This window comes from Klebsiella sp. P1CD1, from assembly GCF_003790505.1.
Taxonomy (GTDB): Bacteria; Pseudomonadota; Gammaproteobacteria; order Enterobacterales; family Enterobacteriaceae; genus Klebsiella; species Klebsiella variicola.
In genome coordinates this window covers 1,656,740-1,674,889 of the sequence record NZ_CP033631.1, presented here as the reverse complement: position 1 = coordinate 1,674,889, position 18,150 = coordinate 1,656,740, and the positions used below count along the sequence as shown (strand labels likewise).

Sequence of the window (18,150 nt, the reverse complement as noted above, 5' to 3'; positions counted from 1 at the left end):
ACATGAACACTATGAACGTAATTATTGCCGATGACCATCCGATCGTACTGTTCGGTATTCGTAAGTCACTTGAGCAAATTGAGTGGGTGAACGTCGTTGGCGAGTTTGAAGACTCCACGGCCCTTATCAACAATCTTCCGAAGCTGGACGCCCATGTGCTGATCACCGATCTGTCCATGCCCGGTGATAAATACGGCGACGGGATCACGCTGATTAAATACATCAAGCGCCACTTCCCGGATCTGTCGATCATTGTTCTGACCATGAACAACAACCCGGCGATCCTCAGCGCGGTGCTGGATTTGGATATCGAAGGGATCGTTCTCAAGCAAGGAGCGCCGACCGACCTGCCAAAAGCGCTGGCCGCGCTGCAGAAAGGGAAGAAATTCACACCGGAAAGCGTCTCTCGTCTGCTGGAAAAAATCAGCGCCAGCGGCTATGGCGATAAACGCCTGTCGCCGAAAGAGAGCGAAGTGCTGCGTCTGTTCGCTGAAGGCTTCCTGGTGACCGAGATCGCCAAAAAGCTCAACCGCAGCATCAAAACCATCAGTAGCCAGAAGAAGTCGGCAATGATGAAGCTGGGCGTGGAAAACGACATTGCGCTGCTGAACTACCTCTCCTCCGTCTCGCTGAGTTCAACGGATAAAGAGTAATCCCTTTGTTTTCTCCGTCTCGCCCCGGCGAGACGGAGCTCCCCGTTATTCCCGCCCGTTACGTACCCGCGCCGCATACACCGTCAGCGTTTGCTTCAGCACGTCGAGGGTGACCGGCTTGGACAGGCAGCTGTCCATCCCCGATTCAAGACAGCGCTGCTTCTCTTCCGCCAGGGCATTGGCGGTGACGCCGATCACCGGCAGCGTCAGGCCAAGCTGACGAATGCGCTGCGTCAGACGATAACCATCCATATTGGGCATGTTGACGTCGCTGAGCACGATATCGATATGCTGTTTGCTAAGTACGTTGAGCGCGTCGACCCCGTCGTTAGCGGTCACGCACTGGTAGCCGAGCGATCCCAGCTGATCCGCCAGCAGACGGCGGTTAATCGGGTGATCGTCGACCACCAGGATCATCATGTCGTCGTTATTACCGATCTGCGCGTCCGGCGCCATCAGCGCCCGGCTATTCTCCGCGCTGGCGAGGGCGACGTGGAAAATACGCCCCAGCAGCGGCAGCAGTTCATGCGGCGTCGTCACGCTGTGCAGCCACTCTCCGGCCGCTCGCTCCTGCGGGATGCCGATATGGCGGCGGCAGAAGATGACCATCGCACTCCCCTGCCAGCCCCTCTGCGCTTCATCGTCAGTCAGTAAGACATCGTCGGCGTCCGGCGTTTCTCCGGCATGGCGGCGTACCGTCAGGCCGTGATAGCTGAGCAGCGACGTGACGAACATCGCCAGCGAGGTATTATGGATTGCCAGCCAGCAGGTCTTGCCTGCGAAACCGTCCGCCGTCACCTGCGGTGTGTTCTGCACGCCATACAGCGGGATACGGATGGTGAAACGGCTGCCCATCCCCGGCTCCGTTTCCACGGCGATATCGCCATCCATCATGCTGATCAGCTTTTCACAGATCGCCAGGCCAAGGCCGGTGCCCTGGAAGTTTCGCTGCACGCCGGTCCCCACCTGGAAGAAGGGGTCGAACAGGCGCAACACCTCTTTCGCCGGGATCCCCTCCCCGGTATCGCGGACGCTGATCTGCAGATAATCCCCCGCACACTGGACGTGCAGGATAATACAGCCGGTGTCGGTGAACTTAATCGCATTGCTCAGCAGGTTAGAGATCACCTGCTGCAGGCGCATCGGGTCGCCGGACATCTGCTCCGGGACATCCGGCTCGATAAAACAGTACAGACCCAGCTGCTTGCGTACCACCAGCGGCAGATAGTTAGCAGAGATATGGTTCATCACTTCGCGCGGGGAAAACTCCCGCGGCTCGATCTTCAACTGCTCAGACTCGATTTTCGAGAAATCGAGAATATCGCTGATGATTTTCAGCAGCAGGCTGGAAGAGTTGTTCATCGCCGTCACCAGGCGATCAACGCCCTTCGGCAGGGCCTTAGTCTGCAGCAGATCGAGGTTACCGATGATGCCGTATAGCGGGGTACGCAGCTCATGGCTGACGGTCGCAAGGAACATCGATTTCGACTGGCTGGCCTGTTCAGCCGCCTGGGCCATCTCCTGCAGCGACTCCTCCATTTTCACGCGGGCGGAAACGTCCACCAGCACGCAAATGGCGACGTTTTCATTGCGATAACGCGAATGGACAAAGCTAATCTGCAGGTTGGTATGGTTGCTGGTCAGCACATCGACAAAGTTGACCTGCTGGCCGCAGATAATCTGCGTCAGCCGCTGGCGATCCTCATGGGTCAGCATATTCAGGTAGTTGTGCGCCAGCTCGTTACTGAGAATATTGGTCCCGTCGACGGTGCGCAGAATACAGATCCCCACCGGGGCTGAGGCCACGATTTTGCGGTTGAACTGTTCATGCTCTTCCAGTCGCTGCGCATCATTTTCCGCCGGGATAAAAATGCGCCGCTCATACATTCGCGCCAGCGCAAACAGCATTGCTCCGGTCAGAATATTGAGAATGATGGCGTTGATGATGAGCATGCGGATCCGCTCCAGCACCTGGTCTACCGAAACGGAATAGACGATGCTTAAAGAGGACGGCGCCAGGCTTTTTTTCAGCACCAGCTCGCGAAAGCCTGCGCTGTAGCCAAACCACATCCGCTCCTGCATCCACTTCGCTTCGCTCTGGATTTTGCCTTCCGCGCCGGCCAGCGAGATCAGCGGCTGGCCGTTATCGTCAAAAATCGTCACGCTCATCGGCAAACTGCCTGGCGTGAAGAAGCTCTCCATACGGATGGTCTGCTCCACGCCGAGCATCGCCTGCAGACGGTTGGCCATATAGACCGGGGTCAGGGCATAAAAGTAGCCCACGCCGGGGCGCATGCCCTGGCTTATCCAGAACAGGTTGTTGCCGCGCTCGTTTTGCGGCGCGTTGCGATATTGCTCAATGCGCTGATGCAGGACTTTCAGCGCCTGATCGCGCTCAATCGGCACGTCCCGTAGGCCAAAGTTGGCCATGCAGAGGTTATCGCTGCCAATGAGAAAGATGCGGTTAAGGTCGTAGGCAGCGGTAAAATTATCCCGCCAGTAGCGCATAAACCACGCCAGTGATTGCAGCGAATTACGCCAGGTGCTGCTCATCGCGCTGCAGTCGGAATCTGGGTACAGGGGTTCAAAGTTGGGCACCGCGATATCGCCGTTTTGCCCTTGCGCTACCGCGTCCCCTGCCGACAAGCGGTTACCGGCGACGTACTTCAGCTCTTTAATCACGTCCGCCGTACGCTGAATATAGCGCTGGGCCTGGTCGGCGTTGAGATTGAGCTCCTGATGGATCTCGGCTTCCCGCTCGTGCAGGGCATTGACGATATAGAACACAGAGACAAACGCAATCAGCAGCCACAGTAATACCGCCAGCGCTCTGAACAGATAACGTGAAACCTTCAGGGTTGTATGAAACGAGGCAAGATATTTCAATGTGGCGATGCTCGGCCGTCAGGGACTCAACAGAATGGGGTTAAAGTAGCGGTAAACCGGCTTTGCCGCAATCTTAATGCAAAAAGGGCCGGGAGAATACCCGGCCCTTTCAGAACATTTACCTGGGACGATTACTCTTCGTCTTCGGCGATGTCGTCATCGGTATCCGCTTCCGGGGCGATATCGTCATCGCCTTCCGCTACGCTACCGTCGATGGCATCCAGTTCTTCGTCGTCCACCGGCTCTGCCACGCGCTGCAGACCCACCACGTTTTCATCTTCCGCGGTGCGGATGAGGATCACACCCTGGGTGTTACGGCCCACGATGCTCACTTCGGAAACGCGGGTACGAACCAGCGTCCCGGCGTCGGTGATCATCATGATCTGATCGCAGTCATCCACCTGCACGGCGCCCACCACGGAGCCGTTACGCTCGGTGACTTTGATCGAGATAACGCCCTGAGTGGCACGCGATTTGGTCGGATACTCCGCCGCTGCGGTACGTTTACCGTAACCGTTTTGCGTTACCGTCAGGATCGCGCCTTCGCCGCGCGGAATAATCAGCGAGACGACGCTGTCGTTTTCCGCCAGCTTGATGCCGCGTACGCCGGTGGCGGTACGGCCCATGGCGCGAACGGCGTCTTCTTTGAAGCGCACAACCTTACCGGCCGCGGAGAACAGCATCACTTCGTCCTGACCAGAGGTCAGATCGACGCCGATCAGCTCATCGCCTTCGTTCAGATTGACCGCGATGATACCGGCGGAACGCGGACGGCTGAACTCGGTCAGCGCGGTTTTCTTCACGGTACCGCTGGCGGTCGCCATAAAGACGTTGACGCCCTCTTCGTACTCGCGGACCGGCAGGATGGCGGTGATACGCTCATCGGCTTCCAGCGGCAGCAGGTTGACGATCGGACGACCGCGCGCGCCGCGGCTGGCTTCCGGCAGCTGATAGACCTTCATCCAGTACAGACGGCCACGGCTCGAGAAGCAGAGGATAGTGTCATGGGTGTTAGCCACCAGCAGGCGGTCGATAAAGTCTTCTTCTTTAATGCGCGCTGCTGACTTGCCTTTACCGCCACGACGCTGTGCTTCGTAGTCGGTCAGCGGCTGATACTTCACATAGCCCTGATGCGACAGGGTGACCACCACATCTTCCTGGTTGATCAGATCTTCGATGTTAATATCAGCGCTGTTGGCAGTGATTTCGGTACGACGTTCGTCGCCGAACTGGTCGCGGATCAGTTCCAGCTCTTCGCGAATCACTTCCATCAGACGGTCGGCGCTGCCGAGAATGTGCAGCAGTTCCGCGATCTGCTCCAGCAGCTCTTTATATTCGTCGAGCAGTTTTTCATGCTCAAGGCCAGTCAGTTTCTGCAGACGCAGATCCAGAATCGCCTGAGCCTGCTGCTCGGTCAGGTAGTATTTACCGTCGCGCACGCCGAACTCTGGCTCCAGCCATTCCGGACGCGCGGCGTCATCACCGGCGCGCTCCAGCATCGCCGCAACGTTACCGAGATCCCACGCCTGGGCAACCAGCGCCGTTTTCGCTTCTGCCGGGGTCGGCGCGCGACGGATCAGTTCGATAATCGGGTCGATGTTGGCCAGCGCAACGGCCAGCGCTTCGAGGATATGCGCCCGGTCACGCGCTTTGCGCAGTTCGAAAATCGTACGACGAGTCACCACTTCACGGCGGTGGCGTACAAACGCGGCGATGATGTCCTTCAGGTTCATGATCTTCGGCTGACCATGGTGCAGAGCAACCATGTTGATGCCGAAGGAGACCTGCAGCTGGGTCTGGGAGTAGAGGTTGTTGAGCACCACTTCCCCTACCGCATCGCGCTTCACTTCAATCACGATGCGCATCCCGTCTTTATCAGACTCGTCACGCAGCGCGCTGATGCCTTCCACGCGTTTTTCTTTGACCAGCTCGGCGATTTTCTCAATCAGGCGCGCTTTGTTCACCTGATACGGAATTTCGTGCACGATGATGGTTTCGCGGCCGGATTTCGCGTCCACTTCCACTTCCGCGCGCGCGCGGATGTACACTTTACCGCGACCGGTGCGGTAAGCCTCTTCAATACCACGACGGCCATTAATAATGGCGGCGGTCGGGAAATCAGGGCCTGGAATATGCGCCATCAACCCTTCAATGCTGATGTCTTCATCGTCAACATACGCCAGACAGCCGTTGATCACTTCCGTCAGGTTATGCGGCGGTATATTGGTCGCCATCCCTACGGCGATCCCGGAGGCGCCGTTCACCAGCAGGTTAGGAATTTTGGTCGGCATGACGTCCGGAATACGCTCCGTACCGTCATAGTTGTCGACGAAATCGACCGTCTCTTTTTCAAGATCGGCCATCAGCTCATGAGCGATTTTCGCCAGACGAATTTCGGTATAACGCATCGCCGCGGCGGAGTCGCCGTCGATGGAACCGAAGTTACCCTGGCCGTCCACCAGCATGTAACGCAGCGAGAACGGCTGCGCCATACGAACGATGGTGTCGTATACCGCGGAGTCGCCGTGCGGGTGGTATTTACCGATTACGTCACCAACGACACGGGCTGATTTTTTATAGGCTTTGTTCCAGTCATTGCCCAATACGTTCATGGCGTAAAGTACGCGACGGTGTACCGGCTTCAGGCCATCTCGGACATCCGGCAGCGCACGGCCAACAATGACCGACATCGCATAATCCAGATAAGAGTTCTTAAGCTCTTCCTCAATGTTGACCGGTGTAATTTCTCTCGCAAGGTCGCTCATCTAACCGCTATCCCTCTACTGTATCCCGGATTCAAAGGTCGCAAATTATAACACAGCCGCGCTAATAGAGGTAAAGCAATACGGTTTATTCATGGCGCGCTGCTGATATACTCGCAGGTCTGAACAGAAAAGGAGTAAAAGCGCCCATGAATGCCGAAAAAACGTCGGTAGCCCCTAACGTCGATCATGCTGAAATCGCCAAATTCGAAGCCGTCGCCTCGCGCTGGTGGGATCTGGAGGGCGAGTTCAAACCGCTCCACCGCATCAACCCGCTGCGGCTGGGCTATATCGCCGAACGCTCCGGCGGCCTGTTCGGTAAAAAAGTCCTCGATGTCGGCTGCGGCGGCGGCATTCTCGCCGAGAGCATGGCGCGCGAAGGTGCGACGGTCACCGGACTGGACATGGGTGCCGAACCGCTGCAGGTCGCGAAGCTGCACGCCCTGGAGAGCGGTATTCAGGTGGACTATGTTCAGGAAACGGTTGAGGAACATGCCGCGAAGCATCCGCAGCAGTATGACGTCGTGACCTGTATGGAGATGCTGGAGCACGTGCCCGACCCGCAGTCGGTGGTGCATGCCTGCGCGCGGCTGGTGAAGCCCGGCGGCCAGGTCTTCTTCTCCACCATCAACCGCAACGGCAAGGCCTGGCTGATGGCGGTGGTCGGTGCGGAATATGTCATGAAGATGGTGCCTAAGGGCACTCATGATGTGAAGAAGTTTATCAAACCGGCCGAACTGCTGAGCTGGGTAGATCAGACTACTCTGAAAGAGCAGCATATCATCGGTCTGCATTACAATCCGCTGATCAACACCTTCAAGTTAGCGCCGGGGGTTGATGTTAACTATATGTTGCATACCACCGCCAAACAGGACTGAGGTCAGCACCTGCGCTTATGATGATTGCGCGGCATCAAGCCGCGTGATTATTTCTTCCGATGAAGAAATCAGCACTCGATCAAATTTTCATTTTTTTTTCTGTTTTATTGACTTCTTCTCCAGGCCTTATGCGACGTGGACTTGCGGATTATTACCCTTCCGCAACCTCAATTTAACGTCAAAATCAACCCTTGTACTCAAAAGATTCCTTACTAAAATACTCACCATATAGCGTTTCTTTTATCGACAACCCCCTACATATAGTATTTATCCACAGAGTTAGTCACAACGGCCTTCTGTGGATAAACGGGGGATATTTTCTTTCACGGACAGGTAAAATCCACATGAATCAGAGTCTGCTGGTGACAAAGCGCGACGGGACCACCGAGCGCATCAATCTCGACAAAATCCATCGCGTACTGGATTGGGCGGCAGAAGGACTGAATAACGTTTCGATTTCCCAGGTAGAGCTGCGCTCCCATATCCAGTTCTATGACGGCATCAAAACCGCGGACATCCACGAAACCATTATTAAAGCCGCCGCGGATTTGATCTCCCGCGACGCGCCGGATTACCAGTACCTCGCCGCGCGTCTGGCGATTTTCCATTTGCGTAAAAAAGCCTTCGGCCAGTTTGAGCCGCCGGCGCTCTACGATCACGTGGTGAAGATGGTCGAGAAGGGTAAATACGATCATCATCTGCTGGAAGACTACACGGAAGAAGAGTTCCAGCAGATGGACGGTTTCCTCGACCACTGGCGCGACATGAACTTCTCCTACGCAGCCGTTAAGCAGCTGGAAGGCAAGTATCTGGTACAAAACCGCGTTACCGGCGAAATTTATGAGAGCGCGCAGTTCCTCTATATTCTGGTGGCTGCCTGCCTGTTCTCGAACTACCCGCGCGAAACCCGTCTGGACTACATTAAGCGTTTCTACGACGCGGTATCGACCTTTAAAATCTCGCTGCCGACGCCAATCATGTCCGGCGTGCGCACCCCAACCCGTCAGTTCAGCTCCTGCGTGCTGATCGAGTGCGGCGACAGCCTGGATTCCATCAACGCCACCTCCAGCGCGATTGTGAAATACGTTTCCCAGCGCGCCGGTATCGGCATCAACGCCGGGCGCATTCGCGCGCTGGGCAGCCCGATCCGCGGCGGAGAAGCCTTCCACACCGGCTGCATTCCGTTCTACAAACATTTCCAGACCGCGGTGAAATCCTGCTCACAGGGCGGCGTTCGCGGCGGCGCGGCGACCCTCTTCTACCCAATGTGGCATCTGGAAGTGGAAAGCCTGCTGGTGCTGAAAAACAACCGCGGTACCGACGCCAACCGCGTTCGTCACATGGACTACGGGGTGCAGATCAACAAACTGATGTACACCCGTCTGCTGAAGGGCGGCGACATTACCCTGTTCAGCCCTTCCGATGTCCCGGGCCTGTATGACGCTTTCTTTGCCGATCAGGACGAGTTCGAGCGCCTGTACACCCAGTACGAGCAGGACGACAGCATTCGCAAGCAGCGTATTAAAGCCGTTGAGCTGTTCTCGCTGATGATGCAGGAGCGCGCCTCTACCGGCCGCATCTATATCCAGAACGTCGACCACTGCAACACCCACAGCCCGTTCGATCCGGTGGTCGCCCCGGTGCGTCAGTCTAACCTGTGCCTGGAGATTGCCCTGCCGACCAAACCGCTGGAAGACGTCAACGACGAAAACGGCGAAATCGCGCTGTGCACCCTGTCGGCCTTCAACCTCGGCGCGATTGACAGCCTCGACGAGCTGGAAGAGCTGGCGGTGCTGGCGGTGCGTGCCCTGGATGCACTGCTGGACTATCAGGATTACCCGATCCCGGCCGCCAAACGCGGCGCGATGGGGCGTCGTACGCTGGGCATCGGCGTGATCAACTTCGCTTACTATCTGGCGAAGCATGGCAAACGCTACTCCGACGGCAGCGCCAACAACCTGACGCACAAAACCTTCGAAGCGATTCAGTACTACCTGCTGAAGGCCTCCAACGAGCTGGCTATCGAGCAGGGCGCCTGCCCGTGGTTCAATGAAACCACCTATGCGCAGGGTATCCTGCCGATCGATACCTATAAGAAAGACCTGGACGGCATCGTCAGCGAATCTCTGCACTTCGACTGGGAAGCATTGCGCGAATCCATTAAAACCCACGGTCTGCGTAACTCCACGCTCTCCGCACTGATGCCGTCCGAGACCTCGTCGCAGATCTCCAACGCCACCAACGGCATTGAGCCGCCGCGCGGCCACGTCAGTATCAAAGCGTCCAAGGACGGTATCCTGCGCCAGGTGGTGCCGGATTACGAAAATCTGCAGAACGCCTATGAGCTGCTGTGGGAAATGCCGAACAACGACGGTTATCTGCAGCTGGTGGGTATCATGCAGAAGTTTATCGACCAGTCGATCTCTGCCAACACCAACTACGATCCGACGCGCTTCCCGTCCGGAAAAGTGCCGATGCAGCAGTTGCTCAAAGACCTGCTCAACGCCTATAAATTCGGTGTCAAAACGCTGTACTATCACAACACCCGTGATGGCGCAGAAGACGCTCAGGATGACCTGGCCCCGTCCATCCAGGACGACGGCTGCGAAAGCGGCGCTTGTAAGATCTAAGTTATTTTTGCCGGGTGGCGCGATGCTTACCCGGCCTACGATTGTGTAGGCCCGGCCAATGCAGTACCGCCGGGCAATACATTTCAACAGGACTCACTTCAATGGCATACACCACTTTTTCACAGACGAAAAACGATCAGCTGCTGGAACCGATGTTTTTTGGCCAGCCGGTTAACGTGGCCCGCTACGATCAGCAAAAATATGACATCTTTGAAAAGCTGATTGAAAAGCAGCTCTCCTTCTTCTGGCGTCCGGAAGAGGTTGACGTTTCCCGCGATCGCATCGACTACCAGGCGCTGCCGGAACATGAAAAACATATTTTCATCAGCAACCTGAAGTACCAGACGCTGCTCGACTCCATCCAGGGCCGCAGCCCGAACGTTGCGCTGCTGCCGCTGATCTCCATCCCGGAGCTGGAAACCTGGGTGGAAACCTGGGCCTTCTCCGAGACCATCCACTCGCGCTCCTACACCCATATCATCCGCAACATCGTCAACGATCCGGCGACCGTGTTCGACGATATCGTGACCAACGAGCAGATCCAGAAACGTGCGGAAGGCATCTCTCACTATTACGATTCGCTGATCGAAATGACCAGCTACTGGCATCTTCTGGGTGAAGGCACCCACACCGTCAACGGTAAAACCGTGACCGTGAATCTGCGCGAGCTGAAAAAGAAACTCTATTTGTGTCTGATGAGCGTTAACGCCCTGGAAGCGATCCGCTTCTACGTTAGCTTCGCCTGCTCCTTCGCTTTCGCCGAGCGCAAGCTGATGGAAGGTAACGCCAAAATTATCCGCCTGATCGCTCGCGATGAAGCGCTGCACCTGACCGGCACCCAGCATATGCTGAACCTGCTGCGCTCCGGCAGCGACGATCCGGAGATGGCGGAAATCGCCGAAGAGTGCAAGCAGGAGTGCTATGACCTGTTCGTGCTGGCGGCGCAGCAGGAGAAAGAGTGGGCGGACTATCTGTTCCGCGACGGCTCAATGATCGGCCTGAACAAAGATATTCTCTGCCAGTACGTCGAGTACATCACCAATATCCGCATGCAGGCGGTGGGCCTCGATCTGCCATTCCAGACCCGCTCCAACCCAATCCCATGGATCAACACCTGGCTGGTCTCCGATAACGTCCAGGTGGCGCCGCAGGAAGTGGAAGTCAGCTCGTATCTCGTCGGCCAGATCGATTCTGAAGTCGATGCCGACGACCTGAGCAATTTCCAGCTGTAATGAAGCGGATTTTCCTGAAAATCTCTGACACTCGCCTTGAGTGTCAGGATGAACACCCTTCCCTGCTGGCGGCGCTGGAGTCGCATAATATCGACGTCGAGTATCAGTGCCGCGAAGGCTATTGCGGTTCCTGCCGCACGCGTCTGGTTTCCGGCCAGGTTGACTGGCTAACCGAGCCGCTGGCCTTTATCCAGCCGGGGGAAATTTTGCCCTGCTGCTGCCGGGCGAAAGGCGATATTGAGATCGAGATGTAAGTGTTGTCGATGTGTGCGGCCTGATGCCCTCACCCCGGCCCTCTCCCATAGGGAGAGGGGGAAAACATAAAAGGGCCTTACGGCCCTTTTGTTTTATTTCGCGTCCAGGAACTGCACCGCTTTATCCGGGAAATCGGTAAACAAGCCGTCGACATCCGCCTGGTGATACAGCAGGTCATAGAGCTGATTAACGTTAGTCGCGTACTCCGGCAGCTGATCCGCACGCACGGTGTACGGATGCACCTGCAGATGGCTGGCATGCGCCTCTTTCACCATCGCCGTCAGCTTCACCGCGCCCGGCTTCGAGCCTTCCGCTACCAGCATATGGTAATCCGGGCCGATACCGTCGGCGTACTGCGCGATCTGCGCCATCGCTCCCGGCTTAAACATCCAGTCATAGCTGTAGTTCACCCATTTACCGTCCGCCTGTTTCTGCTGGGTTTCATTCCAGTCGGTGTAGGCGATGAGCTGCACCAGATTGAGATCCATGCCCATCTTCGGCTCCAGCTCATTCTTAATGCGTTTGAGCTCATTAGCGTCAAAGCACTGCAGATAAACCTTATCCTGCTTGCTGGTGTAGCCATATTCCTTCAGCACTTTCAGCGTGCTGGCGGCAATATCTTTGCCTTCCTGATGGTGGAACCACGGCGCTTTGATTTCCGGGTAGATACCGATATTTTTACCCGTCGAATGGTTCAGCCCCTGGACAAACTCAATCTCTTCTTCAAAGGTATGAATGCGAAAATCGGATTTGCCCATCGGGAAACGCCCGGGATAGGTTTGGACGTTCTTACCATTTTTCGGCTCAAAACCTTCGGTAAACTTCAACGACTTAATCTCGGCCAGGGTAAAGTCGATGGCGTAGAAACGACCGTCTTTACGCGCCCGCTGCGGGAAACGCTGCGCAACGTCAGTCACCCGATCGAGATAATGGTCGTGCAACACCACCAGCCGGTCGTCTTTGGTCATCACCAGATCTTGCTCAAGGTAATCCGCCCCCTGAGCGTAAGCCATCGCTTTCGCCGGCAGGGTATGTTCCGGCAGATACCCGCTGGCGCCGCGGTGGGCGATGACCATTTTCTCCGCTGCGACGGCGCTGAAGCACAGCGCCGAACTGGACAAAATCATGCCGCTCATTAGCGCGGTGAGTTTCATGTTCATCGTCGCTCCTTAGGCTTGTTTCAGTTGTTGATGATGACGACGCTCGCCAAGCATCACGATAACCAGCAGGATAACCGCCAGCACGCTGCCGCCGATCATCACCATGAAGCCGCCGTCCCAGCCGAAGAAATCGACGGTGTAGCCGACGATGGCGCTCGCCGCCACGGAACCGCCGAGATAGCCGAACAGGCCGGTGAAGCCCGCGGCGGTACCGGCGGCTTTTTTCGGCGCCAGCTCGAGGGCATGCAGACCGATCAGCATCACCGGGCCGTAGATCAGGAAGCCAATGATGATCATACAGGCCATATCCACGCCCGGATTACCCGGCGGGTTCAGCCAGTAAACGACAGTGGCGATGGTCACCAGGGTCATAAAGAACACGCCGGTCGCGCCGCGGTTGCCTTTAAACACTTTGTCCGACATCCAGCCGCACAGCAACGTGCCCGGGATCCCCGCGTACTCATAGAGGAAGTAGGCCCAGGAGGATTTATCCAGCGCGAAGTGTTTGACCTCTTTCAGGTAGGTCGGCGACCAGTCCAGAATGCCGTAGCGCAGCAGATAAACGAAGACGTTAGCGATAGCGATGTACCACAGCAGCTTGTTCGGCAGAATGTACTGCATAAAGATCTGCTTCGCCGTCAGCTCTTCTTCGTGCTTTTCGCTGTAATCGTCGGGGTAGTCGTTTTTATACTCTTCGATCGGCGGCAGACCGCAGGACTGCGGGGTATCGCGCATCATCGCGAAGGCAAAAATCGCCAGCAGGATCGCGCCGAAAGCCGGCATATACAGCGCCGCGTGCCAGTCGTTAAACCACGCCATCCCCAGCAGGAACAGCAGCGGCGGAATACCGCCGCCGACGTTATGCGCGCAGTTCCACACCGAGACAATCCCACCGCGCTCTTTCTGCGACCACCAGTGCACCATGGTCCGGCCGCACGGCGGCCAGCCCATCCCCTGGAACCATCCGCAAAGAAACAGCAATACGAACATGATCATAATGCTGGAAGTCGCCCACGGTACAAAGCCCATCACCAGCATCACCAGCGCGGCGAGGATCAAGCCGGCCGGCAGGAAAATGCGCGGATTCGAGCGGTCAGAGACCGAGCCCATGATGAATTTCGAAAATCCGTAGGCGATGGAGATGCCGGAAAGGGCGAAACCGAGGTCGCCACGGGAGAAGCCCTGCTCAATCAGATAAGGCATCGCCAGGGCAAAGTTCTTACGAACCAGATAGTAAGCGGCATAACCAAAAAAGATGCCAATGAAAATCTGCCAGCGTAATCGACGATACAGCGGGTCGATCTCCGCTGCTGGCAAACGCGCTTTATGCGCGGCGGGTTTAAAAATACTTAACATATCAGCCTCCGTGGCCCTTGCTGTTTTCTACTGACGTCACGACAAAATCCCAGATTAATCACCAACTTCAAATATGGTCGCGATGGTAGGCAATACGTAGAGTTGATACTGTGAAACATCGCACAATTTGTTACAGAAATATGACAAAACGTTCTAATGTGAGCACGAAATCACATAACACGCTCAAATAACGCGCGAATATGCTCGAAATCAAACAATAACCTTATGAATTGTGGCTAAATGGCGTTAAACGAAAGCAGAGGAGCTGAAGATGACGGGACGTCTTGATAGCGAGGTCATTATCATCGGCGGCGGAGCAACCGGCGCCGGTATCGCCCGCGACTGCGCCCGGCGCGGATTACGAACGCTGCTCATTGAGCGCCATGATATCGCCACCGGGGCCACCGGCCGTAATCATGGACTGCTGCACAGCGGCGCCCGCTATGCGGTGACCGACAACGAATCCGCCCGCGAATGCATCAGTGAGAACCGCATCCTGCGCCGCATCGCCCGCCACTGTATCGAACCGTCCGGCGGTCTGTTTATTACCCTGCCTGAAGATGACCTGGCGTATCAGCAGACTTTTATCACCGCCTGCCAGCAGGCCGGCATTGAGGCCACGCTGCTCTCGCCGCAGGACGCGCTGCGCCGGGAGCCCGCCGTCAACCCGACGCTGCTGGGCGCGGTGCAGGTCCCGGACGGCACCATCGACCCGTTTCGCCTCACCGCGGCCAATATGCTCGACGCCCGCGAACACGGCACGCAGATCCTTACCGGCTGCGAAGTGACAGGCCTGCTACGCCAGAGCGATCGCGTCTGTGGCGTCCAGGTATACGACCGCCAACTTCACCAGGCCCGCACGCTGTACGCCGGGGTGGTGGTTAACGCCGCCGGGATCTGGGGGCAGCGCATTGCGGAATATGCCGACCTGCGCATCACCATGTTCCCGGCGAAGGGATCGCTGTTGATCCTTGACCACCGGATTAACAACCTGGTGATCAACCGCTGCCGTAAGCCGGCCGACGCCGATATTCTGGTGCCCGGGGATACCATCTCGCTGATCGGCACCACCTCAATGCATATTCCTTATGACGACATTGACGACAACCGGGTAACGACGGCGGAAGTCGATACCCTGCTGCGCGAAGGCGAAAAGCTGGCGCCGATCATGGGCCGCACCCGGATCCTCCGCGCCTACTCCGGCGTCCGCCCGCTGGTGGCCAGCGATAACGATCCCAGCGGGCGCAGCGTCAGCCGCGGCATCGTCCTGCTCGACCATGCCCAGCGTGACGGTATGGAAGGCTTCATTACTATCACCGGCGGCAAGCTGATGACCTATCGCCTGATGGCCGAGTGGGCCACCGACGCCGTCTGTCGTAAGCTGGGAAACACCACCCCCTGTAGCACGGCCGAGACCCCGCTGCCCGGTTCACAGGAGCCAACGGAAAGTACCCTGCAAAAAATTATCTCCCTCCCCACCCCGCTGCGCGGCTCGGCCGTCTACCGTCACGGCGATCGCACTCCTGCCTGGCTTGGCGACAGCCGCCAGCACCGTAGCCTGGTCTGCGAATGCGAAGCCGTTACCGCTGGCGAAGTGAAATACGCGGTGGAAAATCTGGCGGTCAACACCCTCCTCGACCTGCGCCGCCGCACCCGGATTGGCATGGGCACCTGCCAGGGGGAACTCTGCGCCTGCCGCGCTGCCGGACTGTTGCAGCGCTTTAACGTCACCACCCCCGCGCAGTCGTTGACCCAGCTCTCGGCGTTTCTCAATGAACGCTGGAAGGGCGTTCAGCCCATCGCCTGGGGCGATGCACTGCGCGAAAGCGAATTTACCCGCTGGGTCTACCTCGGCCTGTGCGGACTGCCACAGGAGCACCAGGATGAAGTTTGATTGCGCAATTGTCGGCGGCGGGCTCGCCGGCCTGTTGTGCGGGCTGGCGCTGAATCAGTACGGCCTGCGCAGCGTCATTATCAGCCGCGGGCAGAGCGCGCTGCATTTTTCCTCCGCGTCGTTAGACCTGCTCTCGGCGCTGCCCAACGGCGATAACGTTACTGACGTCGCACAAGGTCTGCAGCAACTCGCTGAACAGCTTCCTGAACACCCTTATTCCCGGCTCGGCGCCGGGGCGGTACTCGAATACGCGACACAGACCGAAGCCCTGCTGGCCGCCTGCGGCGCGGTGATGCAGGGCGACGCGCGCCAGCCTCACCGACGGGTGACGCCGCTGGGGACGTTGCGCCCGGCATGGTTGTCACCACAAGAGGTTCCGCTGGCGCCACTGCCGCAGCAAGGCGTCTGCCTGGTGGGGATCAGCGGTTTTGCTGATTTTCAGCCACATCTCGCCGCCGCCGCGCTCGGTCAACACGGAGTTACCGCCGCGGCGGTGGAAATCGAGTTACCACTGCTGGATGTGCTGCGTGACAACCCCACCGAGTTTCGCGCCGCCAATATCGCCCGCGTACTGGATGATGAGAATCTATGGCCGGCCCTGCATGCGGCGCTGCTGCCGCTGGCGCAGCAGCATGACCTGCTGATCATGCCCGCCTGTTTTGGCCTCGCCGACGATCGCCTGTACCGCTGGCTGCAGACGCGCCTGCCCTGCCCGCTGCGTTTGCTGCCGACGCTGCCGCCTTCGGTGCCGGGGATGCGCCTGCATAGCCAGCTTCAGCGTCAGTTCATTCGCGAGGGCGGCACCTGGCTTGCTGGCGATGAAGTGGTGAAAATCAGCCATCGACAGGGCGCCGTCGAGGCCGTCTGGACGCGAAATCACGGCGATGTCGCGCTGCGTCCGCGTTTCACCGTGCTGGCCAGCGGCAGCTTTTTCAGCAACGGTCTTGTCGCCACTCGCGATAGCGTGCGCGAGCCGATCCTCGGCCTCGATCTGCAGCAGACCCTGCCACGGGAAAGCTGGTACCAGCGCGATTTCTTCGCCTCACAACCGTGGCAGCGGTTCGGCGTGAAAACCGATGCCCTGCTGCGCCCCGTGCTGGGCGGGCAGCCGTTCCATAATCTGTTTGCCATCGGCTCATTGCTCGGCGGGTTCGATGCCATTCAGCTCGGCTGTGGCGGCGGCGTCTGCGCCGTCACCGCGCTGCACGCCGCCAGACAGATCCACGCCCTTGCCGGAGGTCGGCCATGAACGATACCCGTTTTGAAAGCTGCATTAAGTGCACGGTCTGTACCACCACCTGCCCGGTAAGTCGGGTCAATCCACGCTATCCCGGCCCGAAACAGGCGGGGCCGGACGGCGAACGTCTGCGTCTGAAGGATGGCGCGCTGTACGACGAGGCGCTGAAGTACTGCATTAACTGCAAGCGCTGCGAGGTTGCCTGCCCGTCGGATGTGAAAATTGGCGATATCATTCAACGCGCCCGGGCACAGTACGGCCAGCAAAAGCCAACCCTGCGCGACGCCATCCTCAGTCATACAGACCTGATGGGCACCCTTTCCACTCCCTTTGCCCCCCTGGTCAACGCCACGACCGGTTTAAAACCGGTGCGCCGCCTCCTCGACGCGGCGCTTAAAATCGATCACCGGCGTACGCTGCCGAAATATGGCTTCGGCACCTTCCGCCGCGCTTACCGCCAGCTCGCGGCCAGACAGGCGCAGTACCCTGAGCAGGTGGTCTTCTTTCATGGCTGCTACGTCAACTATAACCATCCGCAGCTGGGTAAGGATCTGATCCGCGTCGTCAACGCGCTGGGTACCGGCGTGCAGTTGTTATCGAAGGAAAAATGCTGCGGCGTGCCGCTGATCGCCAACGGCTTTTTCGACAAGGCGCGTAAACAGGCGCAGAGTAACGTCGCTGCGATGCGGGAAAACACGCTGCCGATCATTGCCACCTCCTCGACCTGCACCTTTACGCTACGTGATGAATACCCTCATCTCCTCGATGTCGACAACAGCGATCTTCGCGATCGGGTCGAGCTGGCCACCCGCTGGATCTGGAAACAGCTGGATGCCGGCAAGACGCTACCGCTGCGCCGGCTGCCGCTGAAGGTGGTCTATCACACCCCGTGTCATATGGAAAAGATGGGCTGGTCGCTGTATACCCTCGAGCTGCTGCGGCTGATCCCCGGCCTGCAGCTGGAGGTGCTGGATTCACAGTGCTGCGGCATCGCGGGCACCTACGGGTTTAAAACTGAGAATTATGCGGTATCCCAGGCTATCGGCGCCCCGCTGTTCCGCCAGATTGAGGAGAGCGGCGCCGACATCGTCGTGACCGACTGCGAGACCTGCAAGTGGCAGATTGAGATGTCCACCCGCAAACGCTGCGAGCATCCGCTGACGGTACTGGCGCAAGCGCTCGCCTGAGCCCAGCGCCAGCCTCCGCC

12 protein-coding genes are annotated in these 18,150 nt (G+C 57.9%); 8 read left to right on the top strand and 4 right to left on the bottom strand.

Features of this window, described 5'->3' with window-relative positions; translation table 11 throughout:
* Positions 1-2 precede the first annotated feature (2 nt).
* Positions 3-653: a response regulator transcription factor RcsB gene (gene rcsB, locus DTA24_RS08555; RefSeq protein WP_004201684.1), complete on the top strand. Its 651-nt coding sequence runs from the start codon at positions 3-5 to the stop codon at positions 651-653.
* 45 nt (positions 654-698) lie between these two features.
* Here rcsB and rcsC read toward each other — a convergent pair whose 3' ends face one another.
* Both rcsC and gyrA read right to left on the bottom strand, forming a co-directional pair.
* A complete protein-coding gene (gene rcsC, locus DTA24_RS08550; protein WP_032755032.1) occupies positions 699-3,539 on the bottom strand; it encodes a two-component system sensor histidine kinase RcsC in 2,841 nt (946 codons plus the stop codon).
* Positions 3,540-3,670: 131 nt separating this feature from the next.
* Positions 3,671-6,304 carry a DNA topoisomerase (ATP-hydrolyzing) subunit A gene (gene gyrA, locus DTA24_RS08545; protein ID WP_008803974.1) on the bottom strand — a complete coding sequence of 878 codons (2,634 nt, stop codon included), beginning with the start codon at positions 6,302-6,304 and terminating at the stop codon, positions 3,671-3,673.
* 146 nt (positions 6,305-6,450) lie between these two features.
* Between gyrA and ubiG the strand changes: the two genes are divergently transcribed.
* The 4 genes from ubiG (at position 6,451) to yfaE (ending at position 11,295) form a co-directional block, all read left to right on the top strand.
* Positions 6,451-7,179, top strand: coding sequence for a bifunctional 2-polyprenyl-6-hydroxyphenol methylase/3-demethylubiquinol 3-O-methyltransferase UbiG (gene ubiG / locus DTA24_RS08540; protein ID WP_023298017.1), 729 nt, complete (start codon positions 6,451-6,453; stop codon positions 7,177-7,179).
* A gap of 344 nt (positions 7,180-7,523) precedes the next feature.
* Entirely contained in the window at positions 7,524-9,809 is a 2,286-nt protein-coding gene (gene nrdA / locus DTA24_RS08530) for a class 1a ribonucleoside-diphosphate reductase subunit alpha (protein WP_008803972.1), read from the top strand.
* Positions 9,810-9,910: 101 nt separating this feature from the next.
* Complete coding sequence (gene nrdB, locus DTA24_RS08525; RefSeq protein ID WP_004140835.1) at positions 9,911-11,041, top strand: class Ia ribonucleoside-diphosphate reductase subunit beta; 1,131 nt, start codon at positions 9,911-9,913, stop codon at positions 11,039-11,041.
* Positions 11,041-11,295 carry a class I ribonucleotide reductase maintenance protein YfaE gene (yfaE, locus tag DTA24_RS08520; protein ID WP_002913017.1) on the top strand — a complete coding sequence of 85 codons (255 nt, stop codon included), beginning with the start codon at positions 11,041-11,043 and terminating at the stop codon, positions 11,293-11,295. Before nrdB ends, yfaE begins: the two co-directional genes overlap by 1 nt.
* 93 nt (positions 11,296-11,388) lie before the next feature.
* Here the strand turns inward: yfaE and glpQ are convergent, their stop codons facing one another.
* Positions 11,389-12,456, bottom strand: coding sequence for a glycerophosphodiester phosphodiesterase (glpQ, locus tag DTA24_RS08515; protein WP_123836724.1), 1,068 nt, complete (start codon positions 12,454-12,456; stop codon positions 11,389-11,391).
* Between the two features lie 9 nt (positions 12,457-12,465).
* The gene (glpT, locus tag DTA24_RS08510) at positions 12,466-13,812 is read right to left on the bottom strand and encodes a glycerol-3-phosphate transporter (protein ID WP_002913019.1); all 1,347 of its coding nucleotides are present in this window, start codon (positions 13,810-13,812) and stop codon (positions 12,466-12,468) included.
* A 271-nt stretch (positions 13,813-14,083) separates the two neighbouring features.
* Here glpT and glpA point away from each other — a divergent pair, with 271 nt between their 5' ends.
* From glpA to glpC, 3 genes are read left to right on the top strand one after another with little or no spacing between them, the layout of a single operon-like run.
* Complete coding sequence (glpA, locus tag DTA24_RS08505) at positions 14,084-15,706, top strand: anaerobic glycerol-3-phosphate dehydrogenase subunit A (protein WP_080928969.1); 1,623 nt, start codon at positions 14,084-14,086, stop codon at positions 15,704-15,706.
* Positions 15,696-16,955: a glycerol-3-phosphate dehydrogenase subunit GlpB gene (glpB, locus tag DTA24_RS08500; protein WP_049162620.1), complete on the top strand. Its 1,260-nt coding sequence runs from the start codon at positions 15,696-15,698 to the stop codon at positions 16,953-16,955. Before glpA ends, glpB begins: the two co-directional genes overlap by 11 nt.
* A complete protein-coding gene (gene glpC / locus DTA24_RS08495; protein WP_008803967.1) occupies positions 16,952-18,130 on the top strand; it encodes an anaerobic glycerol-3-phosphate dehydrogenase subunit GlpC in 1,179 nt (392 codons plus the stop codon). Before glpB ends, glpC begins: the two co-directional genes overlap by 4 nt.
* Positions 18,131-18,150: the final 20 nt, after the last annotated feature.